This is a genomic window from Albidovulum marisflavi, from assembly GCF_025751435.1.
GTDB lineage: Bacteria > Pseudomonadota > Alphaproteobacteria > Rhodobacterales > Rhodobacteraceae > Albidovulum > Albidovulum marisflavi.
Map to the genome: position 1 here is coordinate 210,434 of NZ_JAOWKY010000004.1, position 24,465 is coordinate 234,898.

The 24,465-nt window shown below is 62.9% G+C and carries 26 protein-coding genes and 1 tRNA gene; 19 read left to right on the forward strand and 8 right to left on the reverse strand.

Annotated elements, in window-relative coordinates:
- Positions 1 to 14 precede the first annotated feature (14 nt).
- Complete coding sequence (locus OEW28_RS14940) at positions 15 to 479, reverse strand: SspB family protein (protein ID WP_263735774.1); 465 nt, start codon at positions 477 to 479, stop codon at positions 15 to 17.
- A gap of 367 nt (positions 480 to 846) precedes the next feature.
- On the opposite strand from OEW28_RS14940, the gene OEW28_RS14945 reads away from it, so the two are divergent.
- Positions 847 to 2,031: a M24 family metallopeptidase gene (locus tag OEW28_RS14945; RefSeq protein WP_263735594.1), complete on the forward strand. Its 1,185-nt coding sequence runs from the start codon at positions 847 to 849 to the stop codon at positions 2,029 to 2,031.
- Between the two features lie 114 nt (positions 2,032 to 2,145).
- On the opposite strand, the gene OEW28_RS14950 is transcribed toward OEW28_RS14945, so the two are convergent.
- The gene (locus OEW28_RS14950; protein WP_263735595.1) at positions 2,146 to 2,760 is read right to left on the reverse strand and encodes an HD domain-containing protein; all 615 of its coding nucleotides are present in this window, start codon (positions 2,758 to 2,760) and stop codon (positions 2,146 to 2,148) included.
- A gap of 81 nt (positions 2,761 to 2,841) precedes the next feature.
- Complete coding sequence (locus OEW28_RS14955; RefSeq protein WP_263735596.1) at positions 2,842 to 3,057, reverse strand: tautomerase family protein; 216 nt, start codon at positions 3,055 to 3,057, stop codon at positions 2,842 to 2,844.
- Positions 3,058 to 3,179: 122 nt separating this feature from the next.
- On the opposite strand from OEW28_RS14955, the gene OEW28_RS14960 reads away from it, so the two are divergent.
- Positions 3,180 to 3,935 (forward strand): winged helix-turn-helix transcriptional regulator, encoded by a 756-nt coding sequence (locus tag OEW28_RS14960; protein WP_263735597.1) that lies wholly within the window; start codon positions 3,180 to 3,182, stop codon positions 3,933 to 3,935.
- On the opposite strand, the gene OEW28_RS14965 is transcribed toward OEW28_RS14960, so the two are convergent.
- Together OEW28_RS14965 and OEW28_RS14970 are read right to left on the reverse strand one after the other, a co-directional pair.
- Positions 3,932 to 4,153 (reverse strand): hypothetical protein, encoded by a 222-nt coding sequence (locus OEW28_RS14965; protein ID WP_263735598.1) that lies wholly within the window; start codon positions 4,151 to 4,153, stop codon positions 3,932 to 3,934. The two genes, OEW28_RS14960 and OEW28_RS14965, sit on opposite strands and share 4 nt — an antisense overlap.
- Before the next feature lie 2 nt (positions 4,154 to 4,155).
- The gene (locus OEW28_RS14970) at positions 4,156 to 4,815 is read right to left on the reverse strand and encodes an alpha/beta hydrolase (protein WP_263735599.1); all 660 of its coding nucleotides are present in this window, start codon (positions 4,813 to 4,815) and stop codon (positions 4,156 to 4,158) included.
- A gap of 191 nt (positions 4,816 to 5,006) precedes the next feature.
- Here OEW28_RS14970 and iscR point away from each other — a divergent pair, with 191 nt between their 5' ends.
- The 11 genes from iscR (at position 5,007) to OEW28_RS15025 (ending at position 13,960) form a co-directional block, all read left to right on the forward strand.
- Complete coding sequence (gene iscR / locus OEW28_RS14975; RefSeq protein WP_263735600.1) at positions 5,007 to 5,465, forward strand: Fe-S cluster assembly transcriptional regulator IscR; 459 nt, start codon at positions 5,007 to 5,009, stop codon at positions 5,463 to 5,465.
- A gap of 52 nt (positions 5,466 to 5,517) precedes the next feature.
- The gene (locus OEW28_RS14980; protein WP_263735601.1) at positions 5,518 to 6,588 is read left to right on the forward strand and encodes a cysteine desulfurase family protein; all 1,071 of its coding nucleotides are present in this window, start codon (positions 5,518 to 5,520) and stop codon (positions 6,586 to 6,588) included.
- 41 nt (positions 6,589 to 6,629) lie between these two features.
- Positions 6,630 to 8,162 (forward strand): Fe-S cluster assembly protein SufB, encoded by a 1,533-nt coding sequence (sufB, locus tag OEW28_RS14985; protein WP_263735602.1) that lies wholly within the window; start codon positions 6,630 to 6,632, stop codon positions 8,160 to 8,162.
- Complete coding sequence (locus tag OEW28_RS14990; protein ID WP_263735603.1) at positions 8,159 to 8,479, forward strand: hypothetical protein; 321 nt, start codon at positions 8,159 to 8,161, stop codon at positions 8,477 to 8,479. Before sufB ends, OEW28_RS14990 begins: the two co-directional genes overlap by 4 nt.
- Positions 8,480 to 8,489: 10 nt before the next feature.
- Positions 8,490 to 8,804, forward strand: a complete 315-nt coding sequence (locus tag OEW28_RS14995) for a heavy metal-binding domain-containing protein (RefSeq protein ID WP_263735604.1) — start codon at positions 8,490 to 8,492, stop codon at positions 8,802 to 8,804.
- 213 nt (positions 8,805 to 9,017) lie between these two features.
- Positions 9,018 to 9,521: a hypothetical protein gene (locus OEW28_RS15000; RefSeq protein WP_263735605.1), complete on the forward strand. Its 504-nt coding sequence runs from the start codon at positions 9,018 to 9,020 to the stop codon at positions 9,519 to 9,521.
- Between the two features lie 77 nt (positions 9,522 to 9,598).
- Positions 9,599 to 10,354, forward strand: coding sequence for a Fe-S cluster assembly ATPase SufC (sufC, locus tag OEW28_RS15005; protein ID WP_263735606.1), 756 nt, complete (start codon positions 9,599 to 9,601; stop codon positions 10,352 to 10,354).
- Positions 10,354 to 11,658 (forward strand): SufB/SufD family protein, encoded by a 1,305-nt coding sequence (locus OEW28_RS15010; RefSeq protein WP_263735607.1) that lies wholly within the window; start codon positions 10,354 to 10,356, stop codon positions 11,656 to 11,658. The genes sufC and OEW28_RS15010 overlap by 1 nt, the downstream gene beginning before the upstream one ends.
- Complete coding sequence (locus tag OEW28_RS15015; protein ID WP_263735608.1) at positions 11,658 to 12,146, forward strand: YIP1 family protein; 489 nt, start codon at positions 11,658 to 11,660, stop codon at positions 12,144 to 12,146. The genes OEW28_RS15010 and OEW28_RS15015 overlap by 1 nt, the downstream gene beginning before the upstream one ends.
- Positions 12,143 to 12,736 carry a Yip1 family protein gene (locus OEW28_RS15020; RefSeq protein WP_263735609.1) on the forward strand — a complete coding sequence of 198 codons (594 nt, stop codon included), beginning with the start codon at positions 12,143 to 12,145 and terminating at the stop codon, positions 12,734 to 12,736. The genes OEW28_RS15015 and OEW28_RS15020 overlap by 4 nt, the downstream gene beginning before the upstream one ends.
- A 3-nt stretch (positions 12,737 to 12,739) precedes the next feature.
- Positions 12,740 to 13,960, forward strand: a complete 1,221-nt coding sequence (locus OEW28_RS15025; RefSeq protein ID WP_263735610.1) for a cysteine desulfurase — start codon at positions 12,740 to 12,742, stop codon at positions 13,958 to 13,960.
- Between the two features lie 32 nt (positions 13,961 to 13,992).
- Here OEW28_RS15025 and OEW28_RS15030 read toward each other — a convergent pair whose 3' ends face one another.
- Positions 13,993 to 16,182 carry a S8 family peptidase gene (locus OEW28_RS15030; protein WP_263735611.1) on the reverse strand — a complete coding sequence of 730 codons (2,190 nt, stop codon included), beginning with the start codon at positions 16,180 to 16,182 and terminating at the stop codon, positions 13,993 to 13,995.
- A gap of 223 nt (positions 16,183 to 16,405) precedes the next feature.
- On the opposite strand from OEW28_RS15030, the gene OEW28_RS15035 reads away from it, so the two are divergent.
- Positions 16,406 to 16,482: transfer RNA gene (locus OEW28_RS15035), tRNA-Arg, on the forward strand.
- Between the two features lie 180 nt (positions 16,483 to 16,662).
- Here OEW28_RS15035 and OEW28_RS15040 read toward each other — a convergent pair.
- Complete coding sequence (locus OEW28_RS15040) at positions 16,663 to 17,232, reverse strand: YcbK family protein (protein WP_263735612.1); 570 nt, start codon at positions 17,230 to 17,232, stop codon at positions 16,663 to 16,665.
- 310 nt (positions 17,233 to 17,542) lie between these two features.
- Here OEW28_RS15040 and OEW28_RS15045 point away from each other — a divergent pair, with 310 nt between their 5' ends.
- Genes OEW28_RS15045 through OEW28_RS15060 form a run of 4 tightly spaced genes read left to right on the forward strand, consistent with a single transcriptional unit; the run spans position 17,543 to position 21,775 of the window.
- Positions 17,543 to 19,159: a L,D-transpeptidase family protein gene (locus tag OEW28_RS15045; protein ID WP_263735613.1), complete on the forward strand. Its 1,617-nt coding sequence runs from the start codon at positions 17,543 to 17,545 to the stop codon at positions 19,157 to 19,159.
- Between the two features lie 36 nt (positions 19,160 to 19,195).
- Positions 19,196 to 20,329, forward strand: a complete 1,134-nt coding sequence (lpxD, locus tag OEW28_RS15050) for a UDP-3-O-(3-hydroxymyristoyl)glucosamine N-acyltransferase (RefSeq protein WP_263735614.1) — start codon at positions 19,196 to 19,198, stop codon at positions 20,327 to 20,329.
- Complete coding sequence (locus tag OEW28_RS15055; RefSeq protein WP_318527557.1) at positions 20,316 to 20,579, forward strand: acyl carrier protein; 264 nt, start codon at positions 20,316 to 20,318, stop codon at positions 20,577 to 20,579. The genes lpxD and OEW28_RS15055 overlap by 14 nt, the downstream gene beginning before the upstream one ends.
- Positions 20,576 to 21,775 (forward strand): beta-ketoacyl-[acyl-carrier-protein] synthase family protein, encoded by a 1,200-nt coding sequence (locus OEW28_RS15060; RefSeq protein ID WP_263735616.1) that lies wholly within the window; start codon positions 20,576 to 20,578, stop codon positions 21,773 to 21,775. Before OEW28_RS15055 ends, OEW28_RS15060 begins: the two co-directional genes overlap by 4 nt.
- A gap of 55 nt (positions 21,776 to 21,830) precedes the next feature.
- Here OEW28_RS15060 and OEW28_RS15065 read toward each other — a convergent pair whose 3' ends face one another.
- The gene (locus OEW28_RS15065; protein ID WP_263735617.1) at positions 21,831 to 22,463 is read right to left on the reverse strand and encodes an invasion associated locus B family protein; all 633 of its coding nucleotides are present in this window, start codon (positions 22,461 to 22,463) and stop codon (positions 21,831 to 21,833) included.
- A 432-nt stretch (positions 22,464 to 22,895) separates the two neighbouring features.
- Here OEW28_RS15065 and OEW28_RS15070 point away from each other — a divergent pair, with 432 nt between their 5' ends.
- Positions 22,896 to 24,446, forward strand: coding sequence for a DUF853 domain-containing protein (locus OEW28_RS15070; RefSeq protein WP_263735618.1), 1,551 nt, complete (start codon positions 22,896 to 22,898; stop codon positions 24,444 to 24,446).
- The last annotated feature ends 19 nt before the right edge of the window (positions 24,447 to 24,465 follow it).

A 24,465-nucleotide genomic window follows, 5' to 3' on the forward strand; every position in this document is an offset into this window, starting at 1 on the left:
CATTCGCGTTCGACTTACTTGCGCCAGCGATCCAGCCGGACGATCTCGGCATCCTGGCGGTCCGACGAGGGTGCGGGATCGTCGTCGCCCCCATCGTCATCTTCTTCTTCGTCCTCGTCGTCATCGGCCGGCGCTTCGAAGCGAAGTCCAAATTCGACAGAGGGATCAACGAAGGTGCGGATCGCGTCGAACGGGATGTAAAGCGGTTCCGGCTGGTCGCCGAAGTTCAGCGTCACGGCAAAGCCTTCATCGTCGACGTGAAGGTTGTCGAACCAGTGCTGCATGACCACCGTCATTTCTTCCGGATATCGCTGCTTCAACCAGTCGGCCAGCGCGGCGTCGGGATGGCGTGTATCGAAGGTGATGAAGAAGTGGTGTTCGCCCGGAAGGCCACCTTCTTCGACCTGACGCAAGACCTCGATAATTAGCCCGCGCATGGCACGATGCATGAGGTTACCGTAGTCGATGGATCGCATCATGTCGGGCCTTCCTGTCATTCGCCGCCAGCATAGGGGATTCGGCTCCGAAGAAAAGCGGAAAGGGGCGGTAAAGCCGGGCCCAGGACGCCTGCTCGGGGCTCTGCCCTACGACCACGCTTGCGGGGCAAGGGGCGCCGAAATAACCCCCGCCGGCCATGCCCGATCAATCGGAGGATTTGGCCTGCACAGAACAGTCGCCGTCGTTCCTGTTGGTGTCGCTCGGAAGAAGCACGTGTTTTCAGGTGCGTTGTGCACATCTGCGTTGGGCTGGCGCAGAAACTCAAGTGGACGTGTAAATCCCATTGCCTAAAATCTTTCCCGTACATAGTGTTGTGCACAAATGAACCAAGGTAAAGCGTTAGCTCGAATGTCCGAAAAATACGTCCCCTTCAGCGCGGCCGAATATGCCCGCCGCCTGGCAAAGACCCGTGCCGCGATGGAAAAGGCCGGGCTTGATCTTCTTTTCGTCACCGATCCCTCGAACCAGGCTTGGCTGACCGGCTATGACGGGTGGTCCTTCTATGTCCATCAGGGCGTGATGGTAACGCTTGATCGCGACCCCATCTGGTGGGGCCGTTACATGGACAGCATCGGCGCGCTTCGCACCTGCTGGATGCAGCCGGATTCCATCCACGGCTATGCCGACAATTTCGTCCAGTCCACCGTCCGTCATCCCATGCAGGACCTTGCCGGCCATATTCGCAGGCTGGGGCTCGACATGTCCCGGATCGGGGTCGAGATGGAGAACTACTATTATTCGGCCAAGGCGCACGCGGTGCTGGCCGCCGAACTGCCGGGGGCGACCCTTGTCGAAGCCACCGCGCTGGTGAACTGGCAGCGGCTGGTGAAGTCCGAGGAAGAGATCGGCTTCATTCGCAACGCGGCAAGAATTTCGGACAAGGTCATCACGACCGCCATCGAGCGGGCAGAGCCCGGTCTGCGCAAGAACGACCTTGTGGCGGATATTTTCCATGCGGGCATCACCGGCGTGGATGACCTGTGGGGCGACTATCCAGCGATCGTTCCTCTGACGCCCTCGGGTATCGATGCGACGGCCGCGCATCTGACCTGGAACGGCGCGCAGATGCGCGAGGGCGAGGCCACTTTCTTTGAGCTGTCGGGCTGCTATCGCCGCTACCATGCACCCCTTTGCCGGACGGTTTTCCTTGGCACACCGCCGCGGGAGATGCTGGACGCCGAAAAGGCCCAGATCGAGGGGATCGAAGCCGGACTGGACGCCGCGCGGGCGGGCAACCGAACCTGTGACATCGCAAACGCCTTCATGGCGGTCCTGAAGAAACACGGCATCCACCGTGAAGGGCGCATGGGGTATCCGATCGGGTTGTCCTATCCGCCCGACTGGGGCGAGCGCACGGCCTCGATCCGGTCAGAGGATGAAACCGTTCTGGAACCCGGAATGACCTTCCATTTCATGCCCGCCCTATGGATGGAAAGCTGGGGGCTGGAAACGACCGAGACCATCGTGATCACGGAAAGCGGTCCGGCCCAGCCTTTGTGTACGGTCGAGCGAAAGCTGTTCGTCAAGAACTAGACGCAATCGATTTGCGCGGCGGAATTGGTGTTCCGCTGCGCACTGGTTGGCGCTGAATGCTTCGCGACTGGGCGAAGCCTTCCGCTTCCCGGCCGGTCCGGGCGCTGGCGGTGCTTAGAGCTGGTCGAAGAAACCCCTGGCGCGCTTGCGGACATATGTCCAGACCGCCGGCGCGCCGCGCGCGACCTTTTGGCCCACCCTGGCGTCGAGCTGATCGAAGGTGACGTTGTAGTCTTTCCAGCTGCCACCGCCGGCGGCGATGTTGTGCAGCACGGGTTGAACCCGGTCGAGCGCCTTGGCGAAGACGGCATCGGGTGTTTCGGCCGCTTCGAACTCTTCCCACAAGGCACGGAGATCGGCGCCAATATCGGTCGGCAGAAGTCCGAATATCCGATCGGCGGCCTTGGCCTCTGCCGCTGTGACCTGGGCCGAACCGTGCGCGGTGCCGTTCGCGGAATGGATTGGCACGTCGCCCACGTCGATTTCGACCAGGTCGTGCAGGATCAGCATGCGGATCACTCGGTCGATGCTGACCCCGGGGCCCGCCTGATCCGCCAGTGCTAGCGCATAAAGCGCCAGGTGCCAGCTGTGCTCACCGGAATTTTCGTGCCGTGAGCCGTCGGCAAGCGTCGTAGCGCGGATCACCTGTTTCAGGCGGTCGGCTTCCAGAAGAAAGGCGAACTGGGCGTCAAGGCGCCGCTCATCCGCGTGCTTGGCGTTCACGTTCATTTCCAAGGCCCCCCGACTCGTCCCGCCCGTCCGTGATAGACGAGCGGGACCGGCCGGGCGAGCCCCGAGACTCCGGATGGCCTATTCCGCTGCCAGCTTCAGGACATCAGCAGCGCTAAGAGGTTGGCCGCCGATGGCCCAGTCACCGCTTTTGACCTCCTTGATGCGCACCCAAGTAACGCCGCGCATCGCCTCGCCCTCAACCGAGACCATTGCATCGGTCACCTTCGAGATCATGGCGCGCTTCTTCTCGTCACTGAAAACGCCCTGGATCACTTCGATATCAATCAGTGGCATGTCATTCTCCTTTGCTGTTGTGTGAGGACGACATCGCAGATCGCGTTCATAACCGGCCAGTGCAGCGACTGTAGTATTTGCTACACTTTCTGAAGTGGACGCGGGCGTGCTGAAGGCGCAGGATGACCGGTGTACCGGGGGGAGCCATGGCCAACCAGAGCTACAACCTGTTCTGTCCGACGGCGATGGCGGCGGAGCTGCTTGAGCCGCGCTGGACGATGCTGATCCTTTGCGAAATGGGATCGGGGTCGAGAAACTTTGCCGACATCCAGCGCGGCGTTCCGGGCATGTCGCCTTCACTGCTGTCCCGACGCCTGCGCGGGATGGAGGCGGCCGGTTTGATCATGCGCGAGGACGTGCCGGGGACGCAGAAGGCGCATTACCTTTTGACCACCAAGTCGCAGGAGCTTTTGCCCATCATCAATGAGCTTGGCCATTGGGCGCATCGGCATCTTGACTCGAGGGTCGCGCTGGATCGGCTGGACGACAGGATGCTGATGTGGAACGTGCGCCGCAAGATCGTGCGCACGCTATTGCCTCAGAGGCGCACCGTGGTCGAGTTTCTGCTGGATAGGGACGACGGCAGCGCGGCCAAGTACTGGCTCATCATGCGGCCCGGGCAGGAAACCGACCTGTGTTCGATTGGTCCGAAGTTCGATGTCGATCTTTACATCGTGGCAAGCCTGCGGGACTTCACATCTGCCTGGATGGGACATAGCCGTTTCGAGACCGAGATCGGCGCCGGACGGATAAAGCTGATCGGCGACGCAGCCTTGGCGCAGAGCCTGACGCGTTGGATGGTGCGCAGCTGCTTTGCCACAGACCAGAATGTCAGCGCGGACAATCCCGCCGCGGCGGCGCGTGTGAGGGCCGTCTAGCCGCCCCGCTTGCTGCGCAGCGTCTCTTCCAAGAACTTCTGGCCGCGCGCCGCCGCAAGCCTGATCCGCATCGAGGTCAGAAAGGCTTCCTGCAGAGTCGGAGAGGAGGCGCCGACGACCTTTGCGACCTCGTAATAGAAGCGATCATCGCCGATCTCTTCCATTGCTTCTAGCGTCTGCCGCGCCAGATCGTCGCCCAGATCCTCGACCACGCCCATGCTTAGCGCGTGCCTTCGTTCAGGCGGCGGACGACATAGTCCTGAACCGTCTGGATCATCGGGGTCATGTGCTCTTCCTCGTTCTCGAAGAAGTGGCCGGCGCCCTCGACCTCGGAGTGAGAGATGGTGATGCCCTTCTGCTCGCGCAGCTTGCCCACCAGTGACGCGGTGTCCTTGGGCGGCGCGACGCGGTCGGCCGTGCCGTTGATGATCAGGCCGGAAGCCGGGCAGGGGGCAAGGAACGAAAAGTCATACATGTTCGCAGGGGGCGATACCGAGATGAATCCCGTGATCTCGGGCCGCCGCATCAGCAGCTGCATTCCGATCCAGGCGCCGAAGGAAAAGCCCGCGACCCAGCAGTGCTTGGAGTTGGGGTTCATCGCCTGAAGGTAATCAAGCGCCGAGGCCGCATCCGAAAGCTCGCCGATGCCCTGATCGTATTCGCCCTGGCTGCGCCCCACGCCGCGGAAGTTGAAGCGCAGGACAGTAAAGCCGATCTCGTGGAAGGCATAGTGAAGCCGGTGCACCACGCGGTTGTTCATCGTGCCGCCGAACTGGGGGTGCGGGTGCAGGATGATGGCGATCGGTGCGTCGGGGGATTTCTGCGGGTGATAGCGTCCTTCCAGGCGGCCCTCGGGGCCGGGGAAAATGACTTCGGGCATCGCGTTCTTCGCCTGCTTTCCAACGAGGGAACCCGATTGATCAAAAACGGCCAAGCCATTCTTGACGATTTTTCTCAGGCACCCTAGAATTGTTCTAAGTACCGGCGTGAGGCCGGTAACCGGGTGAATTGGAGTTAAGGCCCCATTCGTCCGGCGTCAACGTCTTTGCGGTGTCTTCTTGGGGTGGATGCATGAAACTCTCGACGAAAGGTCGTTATGCGATGGTCGCGCTTGCCGACCTTGCGACCGCTCGGGAAGATCAGATGACCTCTTTGTCAGAGATATCGAAACGGCAGGACATATCGCTTCCGTATCTCGAGCAGCTTTTCGTCAAGCTGCGCCGCGCGGGACTGGTCGAATCCGTGCGGGGGCCGGGGGGCGGCTATCGACTGGCGCGCGCTGCCGAGGACATTCGTGTCAGTGAGGTGTTGCAGGCGGTGGATGAGACGGTCAGCGCCATGCACACCGGTGCAGGGGCCTCGGGCGGGGTGTCGGGAAGCCGCGCGCAATCCATGACCAACCGGCTATGGGAAAGCCTGTCTGCGCACGTCTATGTCTTCCTGCACCAGACGAGGTTGTCGGACGTCATCGAGAACGGGATGAAACCCTGTCCCGCCGTACCCGCGTTGTTCCAGATGGTGGACGAATGAGCACGCGTCGAACACACGGTGGACTGAGTGCCCTGCCAAGGGGGCTGCAGCCATGACGGGGCGGGTCTACCTGGACTGGAACGCTACCGCGCCGATCAGGCCCGAGGCGCGCGAGGCCGTTCTGTCGGCGTTGGATGCGGTCGGCAACCCGTCGTCGGTTCATGCCGAGGGGCGCGCGGCCAAGGCCCTTGTGGAAAAGGCGCGAGAGCAGGTCGCACTGCTGGCCGGCTGCAACCCGGTGGAAGTGGTTTTCACGTCCGGTGCGACCGAGGCTGCCGCCGTACTTGCAAACCTGCCCGATGGTCACGATGTCTTGGTAGACCCGACCGCGCACGATTGCCTGTTGGCGCATTGGCGCATGGGCGGGGCAAGGCCGGACGGGCATACGCTGGCCATGGGGCTTGCGAACAGTGAGACGGGCGTGGTGACCGAGCCTGGGGCAAAGGGGGCGGACGGTTGGGAATACGGCGCGCGCCGCGCCGATTTCCTGCTTCTGGATGTCGTGCAGGCTGTGGGCCGTATACCATTTGCCTTTTCGTGGTCGGGGGCCGACTTCGCGATCCTTTCGGCGCACAAGGTCGGAGGCCCCAAGGGCGTGGGCGCATTGATCGTGAGGGATGGCCTGGACATCACGCCGCTCAGCTTGGGCGGCGGGCAGGAAAAGGGCCGGCGGTCGGGGACCGAGAATGTCGCGGGCATCGCCGGTTTCGGCGCAGCCGCGGCGGCGGCTCTGGCGGACCAGGATGCCGGGAGATGGGAACAGGTTGCGGTGCTGCGTGACCGGTTGGAGCAGCGGATCTGCGAAAGCTCGCCCGAGACCGTGGTTGCGGGCCGAGACGCGCGGCGGTTGCCGAACACGACCTGCCTTGTGACTGCGGGCTGGAAGGGCGAAACGCAGGTCATGCAGATGGACCTTGCCGGCTTCGCCGTTTCGGCTGGGTCCGCATGTTCGTCCGGCAAGGTCCGGGCAAGCCGCGTGCTGCAGGCGATGGGATATGACGAAACCGCGGCCGCCTCGGCGATCCGGGTTTCGATCGGGGTGACGACGACAATGGATGAGGTCGACCGTTTCGCGGAGGCCTGGATCGCGGCACGCGCGCGTCAACGCGCGAGAGCTGCTTGAAGAAAGGCGCGGAACACATGGAAATCGAACGGGAAAATATCATGGATACCACACAGGACCAAGCCACCGAAACGCTGGAAGTCCGCGAGGGCGTGGACCGGGAGACGGTCGAGACGGTCCAGAACATGGGCGCCTACAAGTACGGCTGGGAAACCGACATCGAAATGGAATTCGCGCCGATCGGCGTGAACGAGGATATCGTGCGGCTGATCTCGTCCAAGAACGGTGAACCCGAGTGGATGACCGAATGGCGCCTTGCCGCCTTCCGCCGCTGGAAAGAGATGGAAGAGCCGCGTTGGGCCATGCTCAACTATCCCGAGATCGACTACCAGTCGCAGTATTACTACGCCAAGCCAAAGAGCATGGCCGAGAAGCCGAAGTCGCTGGACGATGTCGACCCGAAGCTTCTGGCGACTTACGAAAAGCTTGGCATCCCGCTGAAAGAACAGATGATTCTTGCGGGCGTGGAAGGTGCCGAGGCTCCTGCCGAGGGTCGCAAGGTCGCCGTGGACGCGGTCTTTGACAGCGTGAGCCTTGGCACGACCTTCAAGGATGAGCTGAAGAAGGCGGGCGTCATCTTCTGCTCGATCTCCGAAGCGATCCGGGAACATCCGGAACTGGTGCAGAAGTACCTGGGCTCGGTCGTGCCGCAGTCCGACAACTTTTTTGCGACGCTTAATTCGGCGGTCTTTTCGGACGGGTCGTTCGTTTACATCCCGCCGAACACGCGCTGCCCGATGGAGCTTTCGACCTATTTCCGCATCAACGCGGAAAATACGGGGCAATTCGAACGGACGCTGATCATCGCCGACAAGGGCAGCTACGTGAGCTACCTTGAGGGCTGCACCGCGCCCAAGCGCGACACGGCGCAGCTGCACGCCGCCGTCGTCGAGATCGTGATCCTTGAAGACGCCGAGGTCAAATACTCGACCGTTCAGAACTGGTTCCCGGGCGACGAGGAAGGCAAGGGCGGCATCTACAACTTCGTCACCAAACGTGCCGATTGCCGGGGAGACCGCGCGAAGGTCATGTGGACGCAGGTGGAAACCGGATCGGCTATCACCTGGAAGTATCCGTCCTGCATCCTGCGGGGCGATGACACGTCGGGCGAATTCTACTCGATCGCCATTGCCAACAACATGCAGCAGGCTGACACCGGCACAAAGATGATCCACCTCGGCAAGAATTCGCGGTCGCGCATCGTGTCGAAAGGGATTTCGGCGGGCAAGGCTCAGAATACCTATCGTGGTCTGGTGTCCATGCACCCCAAGGCCAAGAACAGCCGCAACTACACGCAATGCGACAGCCTTCTGATCGGGGACAAGTGCGGGGCGCACACGGTTCCCTATATCGAGGTCAAAAACAACTCCTCCCGCGTGGAGCATGAGGCGACGACATCGAAGGTGGATGACGACCAGCTCTTCTACTGCCGCTCGCGCGGGATGGACGAGGAAGAGGCTGTGGCGCTGGTGGTGAACGGCTTCTGCCGCGAGGTGTTGCAGGCGCTGCCCATGGAATTCGCCATGGAGGCGCAAAGCCTTGTGGCGATCTCGCTTGAAGGAAGCGTGGGATGAAGCCGGTCGTCCTTCTGATCGGCAAATTGCCCGGCATCGTCGGTCATCTTGCCGACGAGTTGGAGGATCTGCCAATCCGCTGGCTGGGCGCGCATGACCATGGCGAGGTCGTGCGCCAGCTTGAGACCGAGCCGGAGATTGCTTGCGTTATCATGGGTGCGGGCCTGCCCGACGACATCCGTGGCGATCTTGTCGGGATCATAGCCGCGATCCGGCCCGACATTTCGATCCACCTGAAGGACCGCGCCTCTGGCCCGGACGCAATGGCGCCTTTCGTGCGCCGCGTCGTCAGCGGCGTCATCCTGAACGGAAAATGAGGGCGAAGGCATGATCATCACCACAACCCCCTCCGTGGAGGGACGCAAGATCAAGACCTACCACGGCATCGTTACCGGCGAAGCTATTCTGGGCGCCAACATCTTCCGCGATCTTTTCGCGGCGGTGCGCGATGTGGTCGGCGGGCGCTCGGCCGCGTACGAACAGGAGCTTGGGCGGGCGCGCGAAACCGCGCTGCGCGAGATGGAGGAGCGGGCCGAGAACATGGGCGCCAACGCTGTCGTCGGCGTCGATCTGGATTACGAGGTCATCAACAACATGCTGATGGTTTCGGCCTCCGGCACGGCGGTCGCGCTGGAAGGGTGATGCGCATGGGGCGGGTTGAAGCGAAGCGGAAAGATTGCGGGGTGGAATGCCCTGAAGGGAAGCGCGTGGCAGTGCCTGCGCGTCCGGCTTTGTGGCAATTCCATGGCGTCACTGTCGCGAATTTCGCATCGTTGCGCTCCGATTTCGGCCACGAATCCCGTCTAGACCCCAAAGCGCATACAGGCGCTTCGCGCGCGCGAGGAGATCTGGACGATGGATCAAAGGGCTGTTTTCACCGAACGTCTGAAGCGGATCGACAAGGGCAAGCAGATCGAGCCCGAGGACGTGATCGGTCGCAAGTTCCAGAAGAAGTTCGAGCACAAGTATGGCCCGGCCGCCCGTCGCAACCGGGACTCCGCGCGCAATGGCGTTGTGCTGGTGATCGCGGTCTTTCTGGGGGCGCTGGCGATGCTGGCCGGACGGCTGGGGTATTTTCACCTTTCGCAGTTCGAAGGCCTGCCGGAAGCGTTCTACGACCTTCAGGGGCGTGGAGTCGCGTTGATCGTCGCGATCCTTCTGGCCTTCTTCATGGCGTTCTTCGGCCTTTACGGAAAGGGCCGGGTTCCCGCGCTGCTGACGGGCTGCGCGATCATGTACTTCGGCGAGGCGGCCGTGGCCGCCAATGCGACCGAGTTCTGGGCGCTGATGTTTTCGCCGGAATACGCGCAAACGATGGCCGCGCAGGGCGCGGACTATGTTCTGACGCCGACCGGCTGACACCACCGAAAATCGAAATCCTGGCGGCCCGGGCGTGTTGCCCGCTGGCCGCCCTTGCCATTTGAGACGAGGAAAACATGCTAGAGATCAAGAACCTGCACGTCGAGCTTGAAGAAGAGGGCAAACCCATTCTCAAGGGGGTGAACCTGACGGTCGAGGCCGGAAAGGTTCACGCGATCATGGGGCCGAACGGGTCGGGCAAGTCGACCCTGTCCTATGTGCTGTCCGGTCGCGATGGCTATGCCGTGACAGAGGGCGGAGCCACGCTTGACGGAGAAGAACTGCTTGAAATGGAGCCGGAGGAACGCGCCGCCGCCGGCCTTTTCCTTGCGTTCCAGTACCCGGTCGAAATCCCGGGCGTCGGCAACATGACGTTTCTGCGCACCGCGGTGAACGCCCAACGCAAGGCACGCGGCGAAGAGGAGCTTTCGGCCGGCGAATTCCTCAAGGCCGTACGCGAGAAGGCCAAGACGCTGAAGATCGATGCCGAGATGCTCAAGCGTCCCGTCAACGTGGGCTTTTCGGGCGGCGAAAAGAAGCGCAACGAAATCCTGCAGATGGCGATGTTGGAGCCGCGCATGTGCATCCTGGACGAAACCGACTCCGGCCTTGACGTCGATGCGATGAAGCTGGTGGCCGAGGGCGTAAACGCACTGCGCGACCCAAGCCGCGCCTTCCTTGTCATCACGCACTACCAGCGCTTGCTTGATCACATCAAACCCGACGTCGTGCACATCATGGCGGACGGCCGGATCGTGAAGACAGGCGGACCGGAGCTTGCGCTTGAGGTCGAGAAGAACGGCTATGCAGACATCGTGGCGGAGCTTGCCTGATGACTGCGCTGTTGACAAAGGACGCCCGCAGGGTGGACGCGACCGACGCGCGCATTGCCGCGCTTGAACTTCCCAAGGGTGGCTTCACCGGACCTGCCCGGGCGGATGCCCTCAAGCGGTTGCGGGCGATGGGATTGCCCGTGCGCCGCGACGAATACTGGAAGTTCACCGACCCGACCGCCCTGAATGCGCATGAGCCGACTGCGGCGCCGGCGCTGCCGCTGATCGAACCGCTTCTGTTCGCCAATCGGGATCGCGTCAGCCTGGTTTTCACCGACGGCGTTTTCGATTCGGAAGCATCCGACGATCTGGCGCTGGCTGGGGTCGAGATCCATCGTCTGGCCGAGGCCGACCGGGCCGACATTCACTGGGCACGGGATCTTTATGGCGTTCTGGAAGCGCGCGGCCAGATGCCGGTCGCCCGACCCTTCGCGGCGCTGAACACCGCGGCCGCGACCGATGGCGTGCTGATCCGCGTGACCGGCAAGGCCGAGAAGCCACTGCACATCTATTACAACCACAGCGGTGATTTTTCGGACGCGATCGTGCACCACTGCATCCGGGTCGAGCCCGGCGCGGAACTGACGCTTCTGGAAACCGGCCCGGCGGCCGCGCGTTTCAACAAGGTGCTTGAGGTGGACGTGGCCGAAGGTGGCCGCTTCCACCATGTCCGCGCGCAGGGCAGGGACCACGCCCGCCGCGCCGTGACCCACGTCTTCGCGCGTGTCGGGCGCGAGGCCCTGTTCAAGTCCTTCACCCTGACCGTGAACGGTGCCTTGACCCGTAATGAGGCGGTGATCGAAATCGTCGGGGACAACGCTGTCGCGCATGTCGCGGGTGCCGCGCTTGGTGACGGCAAGGACGGCAAGTATCACCACGACGACACCGTCTTTGTCACGCATGACGCTGTCGCCTGCGAAAGCCGGCAGGTCTTCAAGAAGGTACTGAAGAACGGCGCGACGGGCGTGTTCCAGGGCAAGATCCTTGTCAAGCCGGCCGCGCAGAAGACCGATGGCTATCAGATCAGCCAGTCGCTTCTGCTGGACGACGACAGCCAGTTCCTGGCCAAGCCGGAGCTGGAAATCTATGCCGACGACGTGAAGTGTTCTCACGGCTCGACGACCGGCGCGATCGACGAAACGGCGCTGTTCTATCTGCGGTCGCGCGGGATTCCCATTGAGGATGCCAAGACGCTTCTGATCCTGTCCTTCCTTGCGGACGCGATCGCCGAGATCGACGATGCCGACATCGCTGCCGACATCGTCGCCCGGCTTGAAGGCTGGCTGGCGCGCAGGCGTGGATGATGGCTGTCACGGACGATATCGTCGCGACCTATCGCGGCCCGCGGCGTGTCGTCGCGCGGCTTCTGGCGGGCGAACGGCATGAGGCAAGACCGCTGGCCTATCTTCTGGCGGCGCTAGTGCTTTTCCTGGTGGCGCGAGCCCCGGCGATGAGCCGGGACGCCTTCGTCGATCCGGCCTCGCCGCTCAGTCAGCGGGTCATGGCGATGGCACTGGCGCTTGGCGCGTTGCTTCCCGTCTTCTACGGCCTGGCCGCGCTTGGCGGGCTGGCCGCAAGAGCGGCAGGTGGGCGCGGCGACTGGTTCGGGGCGCGCATTGCGCTGTTCTGGGCGCTGCTGGCAATCGCACCTCTTGTCCTTCTCCAGGGGCTGGTCGATGCCTTTGTCGGCCCCGGCCCGGCACTGACTGCCACTGGGATCGTCGTGTTTGTCTTGTTCATGTGGTTCTGGATCGCAGGTCTGGCCCAGTCGGAGTTCGGAGAGCGCGCATGACGCAGGCCGGTAATCTTGCCGATCTTTTTTGGGCGACCTTCCGGGAACCGCGCCGCGCGGCGGAACGTCTGCTTGCGCTTGACCTGCCGATGGAGGCGCGGTGGCTTGGGCTGTTCCTTGTCTCGGTGCTGACGATCCTGTTCACCAACCTGATGTTGGCGACAGTTCCCGTTGACGAGGTCCAACCGTGGGAGCGGGTCTGGAGCGACGTCTGGCTTGGCTTGCCGATCCAGGCGCTGAGCATGTCCATCCTCGCGCTTGCCGTGACCTGGATCGGCACGCTTTTCGGCGGCAAGGGCGTGTTCGAGGACGCTCTTGTGATGGTTGTCTGGATTCAGGGTGTCCTCTTGGCGCCGCAGGTGGTTCAGATCATCCTGTTTCCCGTGGCTCCGGTCCTGTCCGGTCTTATCGCGATCGGATCGGTCGGCCTGTTTTTCTGGATGCTGTCGCACTTCATCTGTGTTCTGCATGGGTTCAAGAGCGCGCTTGCAGCCTTCTTCGGTGTCATCGGAAGCCTTGTCTTCCTTGCCATCGTCTTCGCCCTGCTGTTTTCGATGCTTGGCATATTCCCACCCGGTATGGGGAGCTAGACAATGTATGATGTAGCGCGCGTTCGCGCGGATTTTCCGATCCTTTCTCGGGAAGTGAACGGCAAGCCGCTGGTTTACCTCGACAATGGCGCCTCGGCACAAAAGCCGAAGGTTGTCATCGACGCGATGACTCGTGCCTACGAACTTGAATACGCAAACGTCCACCGGGGGCTTCACTACCTGTCGAACCTTGCAACTGACAAGTACGAGGCCGTGCGCGGCATCGTCGCGCGGTTCCTGGGCGCGCCCGACCCGGAAGAGATCGTCTTTACCAGCGGCACGACCGAGGGCATCAACCTGGTCTCTTACGGCTGGGCGGCCCCGCGGCTGCAGGCGGGCGACGAGATTGTGCTGAGCGTTCTTGAGCATCACGCCAACATCGTCCCGTGGCATTTCCTGCGCGAGCGGCAGGGGGTGGTGCTGAAGTGGGTCGAACCTGAACCCGACATGTCGCTGGACCCGGAAAAGGTGATCGCTGCGATTGGTCCCCGGACCAGGCTAGTTGCGGTTACGCAGATGTCTAACGTGACGGGAACCCTGGTCGACGTGGCCGCGATCTGCCGCGGCGCCAAGGCCAAGGGCGTTCCCGTGCTGGTCGACGGCAGCCAGGGCGCGGTGCACCGGCCGGTCTCGATCCCGGATATCGGCTGCGACTTCTATGCGATCACGGGACACAAGCTTTACGGACCGTCCGGTTCCGGCGCGATCTGGATTTCGAAGGAGCGCATGGCCGAGATGCGCCCCTTCCTTGGTGGCGGCGACATGATACGCGAGGTGTCGCGCGACGCGGTATCCTACAACGCGCCGCCGATGAAGTTCGAAGCTGGAACACCCGGCATCGTCCAGCAGATCGGCATGGGCGTGGCCCTTGAATACCTGATGGATCTTGGCATGGAAAATGTCGCCGCGCACGAAACCACGCTGCGGGACTACGCGGTGGCAAGGTTCAAGGGTCTGAATTGGCTGAACATTCAGGGGCACGCGCCGGGCAGGGGGGCGATCTTTTCCTTCACGTTAGAGGGGGCCGCCCACGCGCATGACATTTCGACCGTGCTCGACAAGAAGGGCATCGCGGTCCGTGCGGGAACCCACTGCGCGATGCCGCTGCTGGAACATCTGGGCGTGGGCGCGACCTGCCGCGCCTCATTCGGACTTTACAACACGACCGAGGAAGTGGATCGGCTGGTCGACGCGCTTGAGTTCTGCCACGAGTTGTTCGCCTGAGCCGTTGCGGGATTTGTCCGAAGCGGCTGTCTTCAGAACGCCCAGGTCAGAGCGACGATCGCCGCGGAGTCCTGCGCGTTCGCGCGGTTCCCCTGGTTCTGCGAGTGCACGAACTCAAGCATGAGTTCCAGATTGTCACCAAAGGGCCGCTGGTAGCTGACAGCGAAGTCCATCTGCCGCGCCTCGGGCGCCAGGTCGATGGCGATCGCTTCGTGGCTGGTCGAACCCGCGGCGCGGGTTACGGGCAGGACGGCTACCGCGCGGCCCGAGGTCACCGCCATCGGCAGTTTCGCACCGAAGGCCAGGCGGTCGCCGTTGGCCGCGACATTGCGTGTGCCGACCTCTACACCAAGGCTGTTGAAGCTTGCCGTCGACACGCCCGAGAAGATGTCAGCCCCCTGAAGATCAGCCAACCCGACCTCTCCGGTCAGCGACAGGAAGCCGTCGCCCGCCAGATCTTGGGACAGAGCAAGCTGGACCGCGAAAAGGTCGCTTCCCGCGCTGTCGTCGCCAAGTCCCAGAACAGTGCCCTGATCGCGCGCGACCTTCAGGCCCAGGTCCAGCCGCGAGGAGCCGCTGGAGAGAGCGGTCGACACGCTGAGCCCATAGTCGCCCGCGCCCCCCTCGGGCACGAGAACCGAGGTCGAAAGGCCATCGCCCGGCAGGCTTGCAGCCAGCGTGCGGCCCGGCAGCGCTTCGAACGGCTCGGAAATGCCGCCTGTCCTTGCAACGCGCCGCGTTTCAAGCCCGGTGGAAAAGGCCCGGGCCAGTCGTGTGGTGCCCAGTTCGGGCAGCCCCGCAGTTGCGGCCAGCGTGGCGCCAGAGGTGCGGAACTCGGCGCTCAGACTGTCGGTTGCCGAGATGTCGACGGCCGCAAGGCCGCGTGTCACCGCATCGCCGAAAGCCGAACCCGAGACGACCGCGGGCTGATCGAGCATCACCACATCCCCGTTGGACAGCGTGACGCGGGGCGTGCCGATTGGCAGCAGCGCGGCGCGGATGTCCAGAAAGCCGTGGCCGTAGGTTTCGTCATATCCGTGCTTCAGGCCGCTCTCGATTTCCAGCCAATCGGTCGGCGAGAAGAAGCTGTTGTCTGCCGAGGCCAACAGCCTGAGCCGCAGGTCATGCGGGGTCAGCGTCGGAAACGCTTCGGCCAGAAGCGCCAGTGCGCCCGACACCTGCGGCGCGGCAAAGGAGGATCCGGTCGCGAACCTGTAGGCGTCATCCGCCGTGCCTGAGGCCGACATCCAGCTTCCATCGGCCAGCAGGCACCAAGCCGCGGCTTCGTGACAGGCCGATGAGATGAGCTGAACCGAATTGATGCCGGACGCATCGAAGTCGGGAACCGCGTTGCCGACAGCAAGCCACCCCGATTCCAGTTGTGGCATCAGAAGCGGAAGCGCCTCCATCAGCCCCGAATTCGTGTCCGAGGTGTCATTCGAGACGGCGAAAACCACGACGCCATCGGCCGCATAGCTTTCCAGCGCGGCGGAATAGGTATTCCCGGTCCCAAAGACGGTCTGAAAGCTGTCGGCGCTGACATAAAGCGTCCCGCCATTGACCGGATCGACGAAGCCCCAGGAGTTGTTCTGGACGACGGCGCCAAGGTTGCGCGCGGCGTTGGTGGCGTTGGTAAGCGAACTGGTCGTGCCGTAGGCGCCCAGGGCAAGAGACGCGTTGGGCGCAACACCGACCATTGTGTCCGAGTACCCCGCCGCGACCGATGCGACCCCGGTCCCGTGGCTGTGCACCGGCAGGTTGCCCTGCGTGTTGACGATGCTGTCGGCGATGGTTTCGTGGGTCGTCAGGAATCCCGCGTCGACGATCGAGATCACCTGTCCCTTTCCGGTCAGACCCGCGGCGTGCGCGTATTCGACCCTTGCCGAGGCCGGAGCAAAACTGTCGAAGCTGGTTCCCGCGCCGCTGAAGCTCCATCTTACCTGCTGGACCGCATAAAGCGCGGAACTGCGAAGCTGCGCCGCCAGCGCCTCGTATGGGGCGAAGGTAGATACGTAGTAGGACCCAAGGATTCCGCTGCCCCCGGAATCCGCTCCAACGGGGGTGTCGACGGAATAGTCGGTCGTTCCGCCATCCTCACCGCTACCGCCGCAGGAAGCCAGCACGAGCAAGGCGCAACCGCCAAGCAAGGCCCGTTGCAGATTGCCCCTGCAACGCGCGGCGCTGACGGACTTTGCCGTGCGGTCATGAGAAAGGCGGGGCATGATAGCTATTGCGGGCATCTTCGGAATCATTGTTTTGGGCCAGAACTCATTCGAAGCCAATTGCGGCATTTTTCTGTCAGCAGAGCAATCGGCACTGTGACTGTGTCGCGCTGCCAATACCAGTTAATGCGCCTTTTCGAATGACGGCCGCAGAAAAAGAATGCAGCTGTTGCGCTGCGCCGTTGAAACTGTCCAATTGCCCGGCTATAGACCTGCTACCAGCGCACCCGTAGCTCAGCTGGATAGAGTGCTGCCCTCCGAAGGCAGAGGTCACAGGTTCGAATCCTGTCGGGTGCGCCATTTCCTTGACAAAGACTGTGCTCAATACCGTGGCGTTGACGGACGTTAACGCTGCGTGATGGCATCCTGCGTGATCACGTGGTCAGGCGCCGACAATCTGCGGACGTCTGCTTGACGCGTGCCTGAAAATGAAAACCGCCCCTTGCGGGGCGGTTTTTCATGTAACTCCGCTGGCTGGGCTTACCGGCCCCAGGTCCGGATCGGGCCGCAATCCATGTGCACGAAGTTCGACTTGGAATACTTGCCGACGCCCCCGGCATTGCACGCCGTTGCGGCCTGGTACATCTGGCCGACGGAACGCGAACGCAACCGGAGATCCGCCGCCTGGCCAACCATGTGCAACGAGTTGCGGGCAACGCCCTTGGACTTGGACCGAAGCATGGCGTTCGTCGAGGGCGTGCGGTAGCCCGAAAGCAGCATGTAGGGCTCGGACACGTCGAGCAGCCGGTAAGAAGCGGCCGCGATGTCGATGGTGCGGGGATCGATCTTCTTGACGTCGTTGCTGCGCCAGTCGCGCATGAAGTGGCTGATCTCTTTCAGCGCCTCGGGAATGTATTCACCTTCGATCCAGTAGATCGTGTCCAGGCTTTCGCCGGTGCGGCCGGAATACATCTTGATGCGGCGGATATCGCCAGCGCCCTTCAGGAAGCCGAACGCGTTCGAGCACGTGGGCGCTGCCGTTATTACCGTTGCGGCAAACGCCGTAAGCAGTCCACGGCGCGTGAAACCGGTCGATCCAGCTGAGTGCATAAGTGCCTGTCCCCAAGCGTTTCGCCGCTTTTTTTCGCGGCTTGTAGTTTCGGTCACTTCCCCAAGTGCGCCAACTTTATGGCATGGAATGAATCGCAGGCCAATCGCGGATTTGTTGCAGCCATTGTAGCGATCCGTGTTTAGGCGAGATTTCGCCGATCATCACGTTCGCGCGAGGCGGAACTCAGCTTGTCCCAAAGCGTTGCAATTGCGCGACAACTTGGCACAGGGAATCGAGGGCTGGAATGGACTTGGCGAGGGAAATCAGGGAAACTGGGTATCGTTGCTTTGGAAGGGGTTAGGGGATTTCATGACCTCCAGTATTCGTTGGCAGATGTCGGGCTTTTGTCGCGTTCTTGCCGTGATGGCGCTGGCAATGTCCGCCGTGGCATATTCCGGCCGCGCAGGGGCAGAGATCACCCCGTTCAAGAACGCGGTGGCCGAAGCGGCGGCCGGCGATGACGTGCTGTCCGGCTTCTATCGCGACCACGACTATTCCCCGCTTTGGACGACCGGCGCCGATGCGGCGCGGCGCGCGGCTCTTTTCATCGCGCTTGACCATGCAGCCGATCATGGCTTGCCAGCCCGGAACTACGGCGTGGACGATCTGCGCCAGTCGTTTGAGCGGCTGAGTTCAGAGCGTCAGCGGGGCAGGCTTGAGGTCGCGATGTCGCGCGCGTTCCTCGCCTACGCACATGAGGTGCAGACCGGTTTCATCAAGCCGGCATCCGTCGATGCGGGCATGGTCCGCGCGGTGCCCGAGCGCGACCTTCGTGCCATGCTGGAGCAGTTCGCGGCTTCCGAACCCCACGGTTTCCTGCGTTCCCTGCCACCGCAGGTTCCGCAGTACGCCCAACTCATGAAGGTAAAACTGGATCTGGAACGCGAGATGGCAGAGGGCGGCTGGGGGGGGCAGCTGCGTATCGGCAAGCTTGAACCCGGCGCATCCGGTCCGTCCGTTGCTGCCCTGAGGGACAAGCTGGTTGCCCTGGGCTACATGCAGGCATCTGCTTCGCAGTCCTATGATGGCGCGCTCCAGAAAGCGGTGCAGCGGTTTCAACTGGACAATGGGCTGCAGGCCGACGGCGTCGTGGGCGAGGGGACCGTTGCCGAGTTGAACCGCACGCCAGAAGAGCGTCTTGAATCCGTTCTGGTCGCGATGGAGCGTCTGCGCTGGATGAACGGCATACCGCTGGGTCAGCGCCACATCTGGGTCAACCTGCCCGATTTCACGGCAAAGATCGTCGATGACGGCAAGGTGACGTTCGAGACCGTTACGGTCGTCGGGATGAACCAGTACGATCGCCGCAGCCCCGAGTTCTCTGACCTGATGGAGTTCATGGTCGTAAACCCGACCTGGAACGTGCCGCGATCGATCGCGACGAAGGAATACCTGCCGATGCTGCAGAAAGACCCCAACGCGGTTCGCCATCTGCGCATCACCGACCGCCGCGGCCGCGCCGTCGATCGCGAAGCGGTGGACTTCACGCAGTTCACGGCCTCCAACTTCCCGTTTGCAATGTCGCAGGCGCCTTCCGGGGACAATGCGCTTGGGCTCGTGAAGTTCATGTTCCCCAATCCCTACAACATCTACCTGCACGATACGCCCTCCAAGTCGCTATTCAAGCGCGAGGTGCGGGCCTTCAGTCATGGCTGCATTCGGTTGGGTAGCCCCTTCGATTTCGCCTATGCGTTGCTGGCGCTGCAAAGCGAGGATCCGGTCGGGCTGTTCAAGTCCTATCTGCAGACCGGCCGTGAATCGACGCTTCCGCTGGACCGACCGGTCCCGGTGCACCTGGTCTATTTCACGGCATGGCCGACGGCAAAGGGCGGGATCGAGTACCGTCGTGACATCTATGGTCGCGATGCAAAGATTTTCGACGCAATGGAGGCCGCCGGGGTGGAGTTGCCGGGCCTTCGTGGCTAAATCCGGGGAGAGACGCTCCGGAACAAGGCCAGACGGATGAGCCAGACTCTTGCTGAAATCGCGGCGGCGCTTGGTGCGCGGCTGGAAGGCGATGGAACGCTGCTTGTTGCGGGGGCGGCCGAACCCGCAATGGCCGGGCCAGAGCATCTGGCGCTGGCGATGGACCCGAAATACGCAGCCGGATTGTCCAAGGGAAAGGCCCGCGCCGCGGTTCTTTGGGAAGGTGCGGACTGGGCTGGAATGGGTCTGCAGGCGGCGATCTTCGTCGCGCGCCCGCGCTACGCGATGGCCGGCATCACGCGGGCCCTCGATCCCGGACCCGAAATCGCGCCTGGCATCCACCCGCTGGCGGTCGTGGACCCGAGCGCCCGGATCGGCGAGGGCGCGGCAATCGGCCCCTTTGTGACCATCGGGCGCGCCGTCAGGATCGGCCGTGGCGCCCGCATTGCCGCCCGCGTATCGATCGAGGCGGAAACCGTGATCGGGGTGGATGCGCTGATACTGTCCGGTGTGTGGATCGGCCCGCGCGTGGTCATCGGCGACCGCTTCATCTGCCATCCCAACGCGGTCATAGGCTCCGACGGATTTTCCTTTGTCACCCCGGAAAAGTCAGGCGCCGAAGAGATCCGTGAAACGCTGGGCCAGCGCGGGGAAATCCGACCGCAATCGTGGACCCGAATTCATTCCATCGGCAATGTCGAAATAGGCGACGACGTCGAGATCGGCGCAACGGCAACCATCGACCGCGGCACGATCCGCGCAACGAAAATCGGATCGGGCACCAAGCTCGACAACCAGGTGCACCTTGGCCACAACGTGGAAGTCGGGCGTGACTGCCTGCTGTGTGGCCAGACCGGGATTGCCGGGTCCGCGCGCATCGGCGATCGTGTCGTCATGGGCGGTCAAACCGGAGTCGTCGATAACGTCTTTGTCGGCGATGACGTGATCGCAGGGGCCGGCACCAAGATCATGTCGAACGCCCCCAAAGGGCGTGTCTTGCTGGGATACCCCGCGATCAAGATGGAATCGCAGATCGCCAATTGGAAGCACATCCGCCGGCTGGGCCGCATGAACGATCAGCTTGCCGAGCTTCGTGAAATTGTTTCGGAATCGCGTCAAGGTGCCGCTGCCAAGAACGATGAGAGTTATTCCGATGATGACGAAGGCTGAGGTAATCGCGATCCTGTCCGCCCAGTCCGGGGTGCCCGCCGCTTCCATGACTGCGGAAACCCTGATTTCCGATCTTGGATTGGACAGCTTGGGACTTGTAGAGACGATCTTCGCGCTGGAAGAGCGCTTCGGGGTGACAATCCCCTTCAATGCCAACACGCCCCAGGATGACAGCGCCTTTGATCTGTCGACGGTTGCGGGGATCGTGTCCGGGATCGAGACGCTGATCGCTCGGCCAGCCGCGGCATGAGGCGAGTTGTCATTACGGGCGCGGGGACGGTCAATCCGCTTGGCCTCTCCGTGAACCAAACCTTTGCGGCGCTGCGCGCCGGCAACACCGCGATCGGCGCCCTTGATATTCCCGACCTTGAACGCCTGTCCGTCCGGATCGGCGCCCAGGTTCGCGGCTTCGATCCGGAAACGCGGCTGTCGCCCCGGCAGATATCGCTGTGCGATCGCTTTGCGCAGTTCGCCCTCGTCGCCGCACAGGAAGCCGTGGCGCAAGCGGGCGAAGGGGCTTTGGCACCGGGCGCGGGCGTGGTTCTGGGAACCGCAGGTGGGGGGGTGGCGTCGTCGGAAGCTGCCTATCGCGCCGTATTCGCTGATGGTTCCGCGCGTGTGCATCCGTTCACCGTTCCGCGTCTGATGGCCAACGCCGCGACGTCGCACCTGTCGATGGCCTTCGAGCTTCGGGGGCCATCCTTCACCGTCTCGACTGCATGTGCGGCATCGAACCATGCGATCGGGCTTGCCTTCCATATGGTCCGCTCGGGAGCCGTGCCCGTCATGCTGGCCGGCGGTTCCGAGGCGATGCTGAGTTTCGGCGGGATAAAGGCTTGGGAAGGGCTGCGCGTGTTGTCCAGCACCGGCTGCCGCCCGTTCTGTGCGACGCGCGACGGACTTGTGATGGGCGAGGGCGCCGGCGTCTTCGTGCTGGAAGAGCGTGACCGCGCCCTTGCCCGAGGCGCACGCGTTCTGGCCGAGGTGGTCGGCTTCGGGATGACGGCCGATGCGGGCGACATCGTCGTGCCCGACCCGGCCGGGGCCGAGGCCGCGATGCAGGCGGCGCTTGACGACGGCGGGCTGAATGGCTCGGATATCGGTTACATCAACGCCCATGGCACCGGAACCATGGTCAATGATCGCAGCGAATGTTCCGCGATCCGAAAGGTCTTCGGATCTGGTGCCGAACGGATCGCGATCTCTTCGACCAAATCGCTGCATGGCCACTTGATCGGGGCTGCCGGCGCGGTCGAATTGATTGCGGTCCTGCTGGCCCTTGGCGAGGGTGTCATCGCGCCGACGGCTGGGCATCGGACCGATGATCCGGAATGTGCACTGGACATCGTCACCCACCAGGCGCGCGCGGCTTCCGTCGGGGCCGCACTCTCGAACGCATTCGCCTTTGGCGGGCTGAACGCGGTACTTGCGTTGAAGGCTGCTTAATGGAAAACGCCGCCTGATAGGGCGGCGTTCTCTCTTCGTCTGGATGCCTGAGGTCTTACTTGTCGGTTTCCGCCAGCGCGTCAAACGCAGCCGTGAATCCGGAAAGCGAGAAGGACGCGGTCACCTGCTTGTCGGCGGCAACGGCGGGCACCATCACTGCGCTCAGTGTCTTGCCCTTCTTGAACGACTCAAGCTCTTCCGCGGTCAACTGGGCACGCGTGACGCAACCGCGCTGCGTGCACCAGAGGTAGGGAAGCCGCTTGGTGGCCGCGCCATCGATCGAGACCGCGACGCCTGCTGGCAGAAGCGAGGCAAGCGGAGCAGAGATCTGGATGAACGCTGCGGCCTCTTCTCCGGCTTGGGGAAGCAGGACCAGCATGTCGGCAACGCTGTTGCCCTTTTCGTCCTTCACCAGTTGGTACATCTGGCAGGGGTCTGAGCCATCGGCGGCGTGCAGGCAGCGGATCTGCCATGCGCCGTGTTCAGACGCCAGGTATCCGTCCGCCCCATCCTCGGTCACTGCCGGGCGCTCGCTGACCGACACGCCGGAAGTGGCCTCGGTGGCCGTGCCTTCGGCGGCAGAGCTTTCCGTGGTGGCGCCTTCCGTGGTGGTATCGGTCTGCGCCCACAGCGGTGCGGCAAGGCCGACGGCCGCAATAAGGGCGAGTGTTCTGCTCAGTTGGGTCATGATGTTTCCCTGTTTGGTCACGGGTTTGGGGCGGATTACCATGTAAGTTCCGCAGTGTCAGGGGGGCAGGTCCGAGCCCCCTTGAAAAAACCAGCGGCTTTCCGCTCAGGCACCTGTTTCGGCGGTGATCCGGACATAAGAAAAGGGCCTGCTTGCAGGCCCTTTTCGTATTCGTTGCTCCCCGTCGGACTGGCCGACTTGTCATTGGCCGGAACGCTAGTAACTTCCCCTTGCTCCGTCAACAGCTAATCTTCTTGTCTGATCAAATCTTTCGTGCATATCGAAAAGGCCGCGCGCGGACGGCGCGGCAAGCCTTTTGACGTGGGAAGCCTGTCACCCCGAACCTCTGTCTCAGGCTGCGGTTTCAGACTGGCACCGAATGTCTAACCGGGTATTGTCAAACCGGCAGGCGGCAGCGAAGGGAGCGACTAGGTGACAAGCGAGGGAGCGATTTTTGTCGGCGGTGGAGGCGAAGGTTATGGAACGCCCCAGGACCTGTTGTTGCGCTATGCCAACCGCCACGGCCTGATCGCCGGCGCTACTGGCACCGGCAAGACCGTCACGCTTCAAATTCTGGCAGAGGGTTTTTCGCAGGCGGGCGTGCCGGTCTTCATGGCCGACGTGAAGGGGGATCTGGCGGGGCTCGCCGTATCGGGATCGCCCGCGCACAAGTTGCATGATGCGTTCCAGAAACGTTCCGACACGATCGGTTTCGATCTTCGGTACCAAGCCTATCCGACCGTCTTCTGGGATCTGTTCGGCGAACAGGGCCACCCCGTCCGCACCACCGTGTCCGAAATGGGACCGCTGCTGCTTGCGCGGCTTCTGGACCTGACCGAGGCGCAGGAAGGCGTGCTGAATGTCGCCTTCCGCGTGGCGGACGAAGAGGGTCTGCCGCTGCTGGATCTGAAGGATCTTCGGGCGATGCTTGTCTGGATCGGCCAGAACTCCGGGGATCTGGCGCTGCGGTATGGCAACGTTGCCACCGCGACGGTCGGCGCCATTCAGCGTGCGCTGCTGGTCCTGGAAAATCAGGGGGCGGCCAGGTTCTTCGGTGAACCCGCGCTGGAGCTGGCCGACATGATGCGTGTCCACTTCGATGGTCGCGGTCAGGTCAACGTTCTGGCGGCAGACAAGCTGATGGCGTCGCCGCGGCTTTACGCGACATTCCTGTTGTGGCTGCTTTCCGAACTGTTCGAGGAACTGCCCGAGGTCGGCGATCCGGACAAGCCCAGGTTCGTCTTCTTCTTCGACGAAGCGCACCTGTTGTTCGACGATGCGCCAAAGGCCCTTGTCGACAAGGTCGAACAGGTCGCAAGGCTGATCAGGTCCAAGGGCGTCGGCGTCTACTTCATCACGCAGAACCCCGCCGACGTGCCCGACGACGTGTTGGGTCAGCTTGGCAATCGCGTACAGCACGCGCTGCGCGCCTTTACCGCGAAGGATCAGCAGGACCTGCGGCGGGCCGCGCAGAACTATCGGCCCAATCCGGCCTTCGACACGGAAACCGCGATCAAGGAGGTCGGCGTGGGCGAGGCGGTGACTTCCTTCCTGCAAGCCAAGGGCGTGCCTGGCATGGTCGAACGCACCCTGGTCCGGCCACCCTCCAGCCAGCTTGGTCCGATCACCATGAACGAGCGTCGCGGCGTCATTGCCTCGTCGGGCCTGTCTGCGAAGTACGATCGGGAAATCGACCGGGACTCGGCCTTCGAGCGGCTTGCGGCCAGGGCCGAGGCCGCCGCCAAGGCCGCGGCGGAAGCCGAGGAGGAAGAAGCCCGGATGCAGGAAGAAGAGCGTCGCGCGCGCGAACGCCGCCGCTACGACGACCGCACGACTGGGCGGTCAACGTCGCGTAGCAGGTCGTCCAGGCGGTCGGATACCATGCTTGAGGCGTTCGGCAAAAGCGTCGCGCGACAGCTTGGCACCAGGACCGGCCGGGCCCTTGTGCGCGGGATACTGGGATCGCTGTTCAAGTCGCGATAGGGGAACTCCGCGCCGCGTC

Bases quoted from the DNA above. Each gene is read 5' to 3' on its own strand.
- OEW28_RS15040 (WP_263735612.1), bottom strand. From the start codon at position 17,232: ATGCACTCAGCTGGATCGACCGGTTTCACGCGCCGTGGACTGCTTACG.
- OEW28_RS15000 (WP_263735605.1), top strand. From the start codon at position 9,018: ATGGATCAAAGGGCTGTTTTCACCGAACGTCTGAAGCGGATCGACAAG.
- OEW28_RS14960 (WP_263735597.1), top strand. From the start codon at position 3,180: ATGACCGGTGTACCGGGGGGAGCCATGGCCAACCAGAGCTACAACCTG.
- sufB (WP_263735602.1), top strand. From the start codon at position 6,630: ATGGATACCACACAGGACCAAGCCACCGAAACGCTGGAAGTCCGCGAG.
- OEW28_RS15030 (WP_263735611.1), bottom strand. From the start codon at position 16,182: ATGCCCCGCCTTTCTCATGACCGCACGGCAAAGTCCGTCAGCGCCGCG.
- OEW28_RS14940 (WP_263735774.1), bottom strand. From the start codon at position 479: ATGATGCGATCCATCGACTACGGTAACCTCATGCATCGTGCCATGCGC.
- OEW28_RS15010 (WP_263735607.1), top strand. From the start codon at position 10,354: ATGACTGCGCTGTTGACAAAGGACGCCCGCAGGGTGGACGCGACCGAC.
- OEW28_RS15045 (WP_263735613.1), top strand. From the start codon at position 17,543: ATGACCTCCAGTATTCGTTGGCAGATGTCGGGCTTTTGTCGCGTTCTT.
- OEW28_RS15025 (WP_263735610.1), top strand. From the start codon at position 12,740: ATGTATGATGTAGCGCGCGTTCGCGCGGATTTTCCGATCCTTTCTCGG.
- OEW28_RS14995 (WP_263735604.1), top strand. From the start codon at position 8,490: ATGATCATCACCACAACCCCCTCCGTGGAGGGACGCAAGATCAAGACC.
- OEW28_RS14945 (WP_263735594.1), top strand. From the start codon at position 847: ATGTCCGAAAAATACGTCCCCTTCAGCGCGGCCGAATATGCCCGCCGC.
- OEW28_RS14965 (WP_263735598.1), bottom strand. From the start codon at position 4,153: ATGGGCGTGGTCGAGGATCTGGGCGACGATCTGGCGCGGCAGACGCTA.
- sufC (WP_263735606.1), top strand. From the start codon at position 9,599: ATGCTAGAGATCAAGAACCTGCACGTCGAGCTTGAAGAAGAGGGCAAA.
- OEW28_RS15055 (WP_318527557.1), top strand. From the start codon at position 20,316: ATGACGAAGGCTGAGGTAATCGCGATCCTGTCCGCCCAGTCCGGGGTG.
- iscR (WP_263735600.1), top strand. From the start codon at position 5,007: ATGAAACTCTCGACGAAAGGTCGTTATGCGATGGTCGCGCTTGCCGAC.
- OEW28_RS15020 (WP_263735609.1), top strand. From the start codon at position 12,143: ATGACGCAGGCCGGTAATCTTGCCGATCTTTTTTGGGCGACCTTCCGG.
- OEW28_RS14950 (WP_263735595.1), bottom strand. From the start codon at position 2,760: ATGAACGTGAACGCCAAGCACGCGGATGAGCGGCGCCTTGACGCCCAG.
- OEW28_RS15015 (WP_263735608.1), top strand. From the start codon at position 11,658: ATGGCTGTCACGGACGATATCGTCGCGACCTATCGCGGCCCGCGGCGT.
- OEW28_RS15065 (WP_263735617.1), bottom strand. From the start codon at position 22,463: ATGACCCAACTGAGCAGAACACTCGCCCTTATTGCGGCCGTCGGCCTT.
- OEW28_RS14955 (WP_263735596.1), bottom strand. From the start codon at position 3,057: ATGCCACTGATTGATATCGAAGTGATCCAGGGCGTTTTCAGTGACGAG.
- OEW28_RS14990 (WP_263735603.1), top strand. From the start codon at position 8,159: ATGAAGCCGGTCGTCCTTCTGATCGGCAAATTGCCCGGCATCGTCGGT.
- OEW28_RS15060 (WP_263735616.1), top strand. From the start codon at position 20,576: ATGAGGCGAGTTGTCATTACGGGCGCGGGGACGGTCAATCCGCTTGGC.
- lpxD (WP_263735614.1), top strand. From the start codon at position 19,196: ATGAGCCAGACTCTTGCTGAAATCGCGGCGGCGCTTGGTGCGCGGCTG.
- OEW28_RS14980 (WP_263735601.1), top strand. From the start codon at position 5,518: ATGACGGGGCGGGTCTACCTGGACTGGAACGCTACCGCGCCGATCAGG.
- OEW28_RS14970 (WP_263735599.1), bottom strand. From the start codon at position 4,815: ATGCCCGAAGTCATTTTCCCCGGCCCCGAGGGCCGCCTGGAAGGACGC.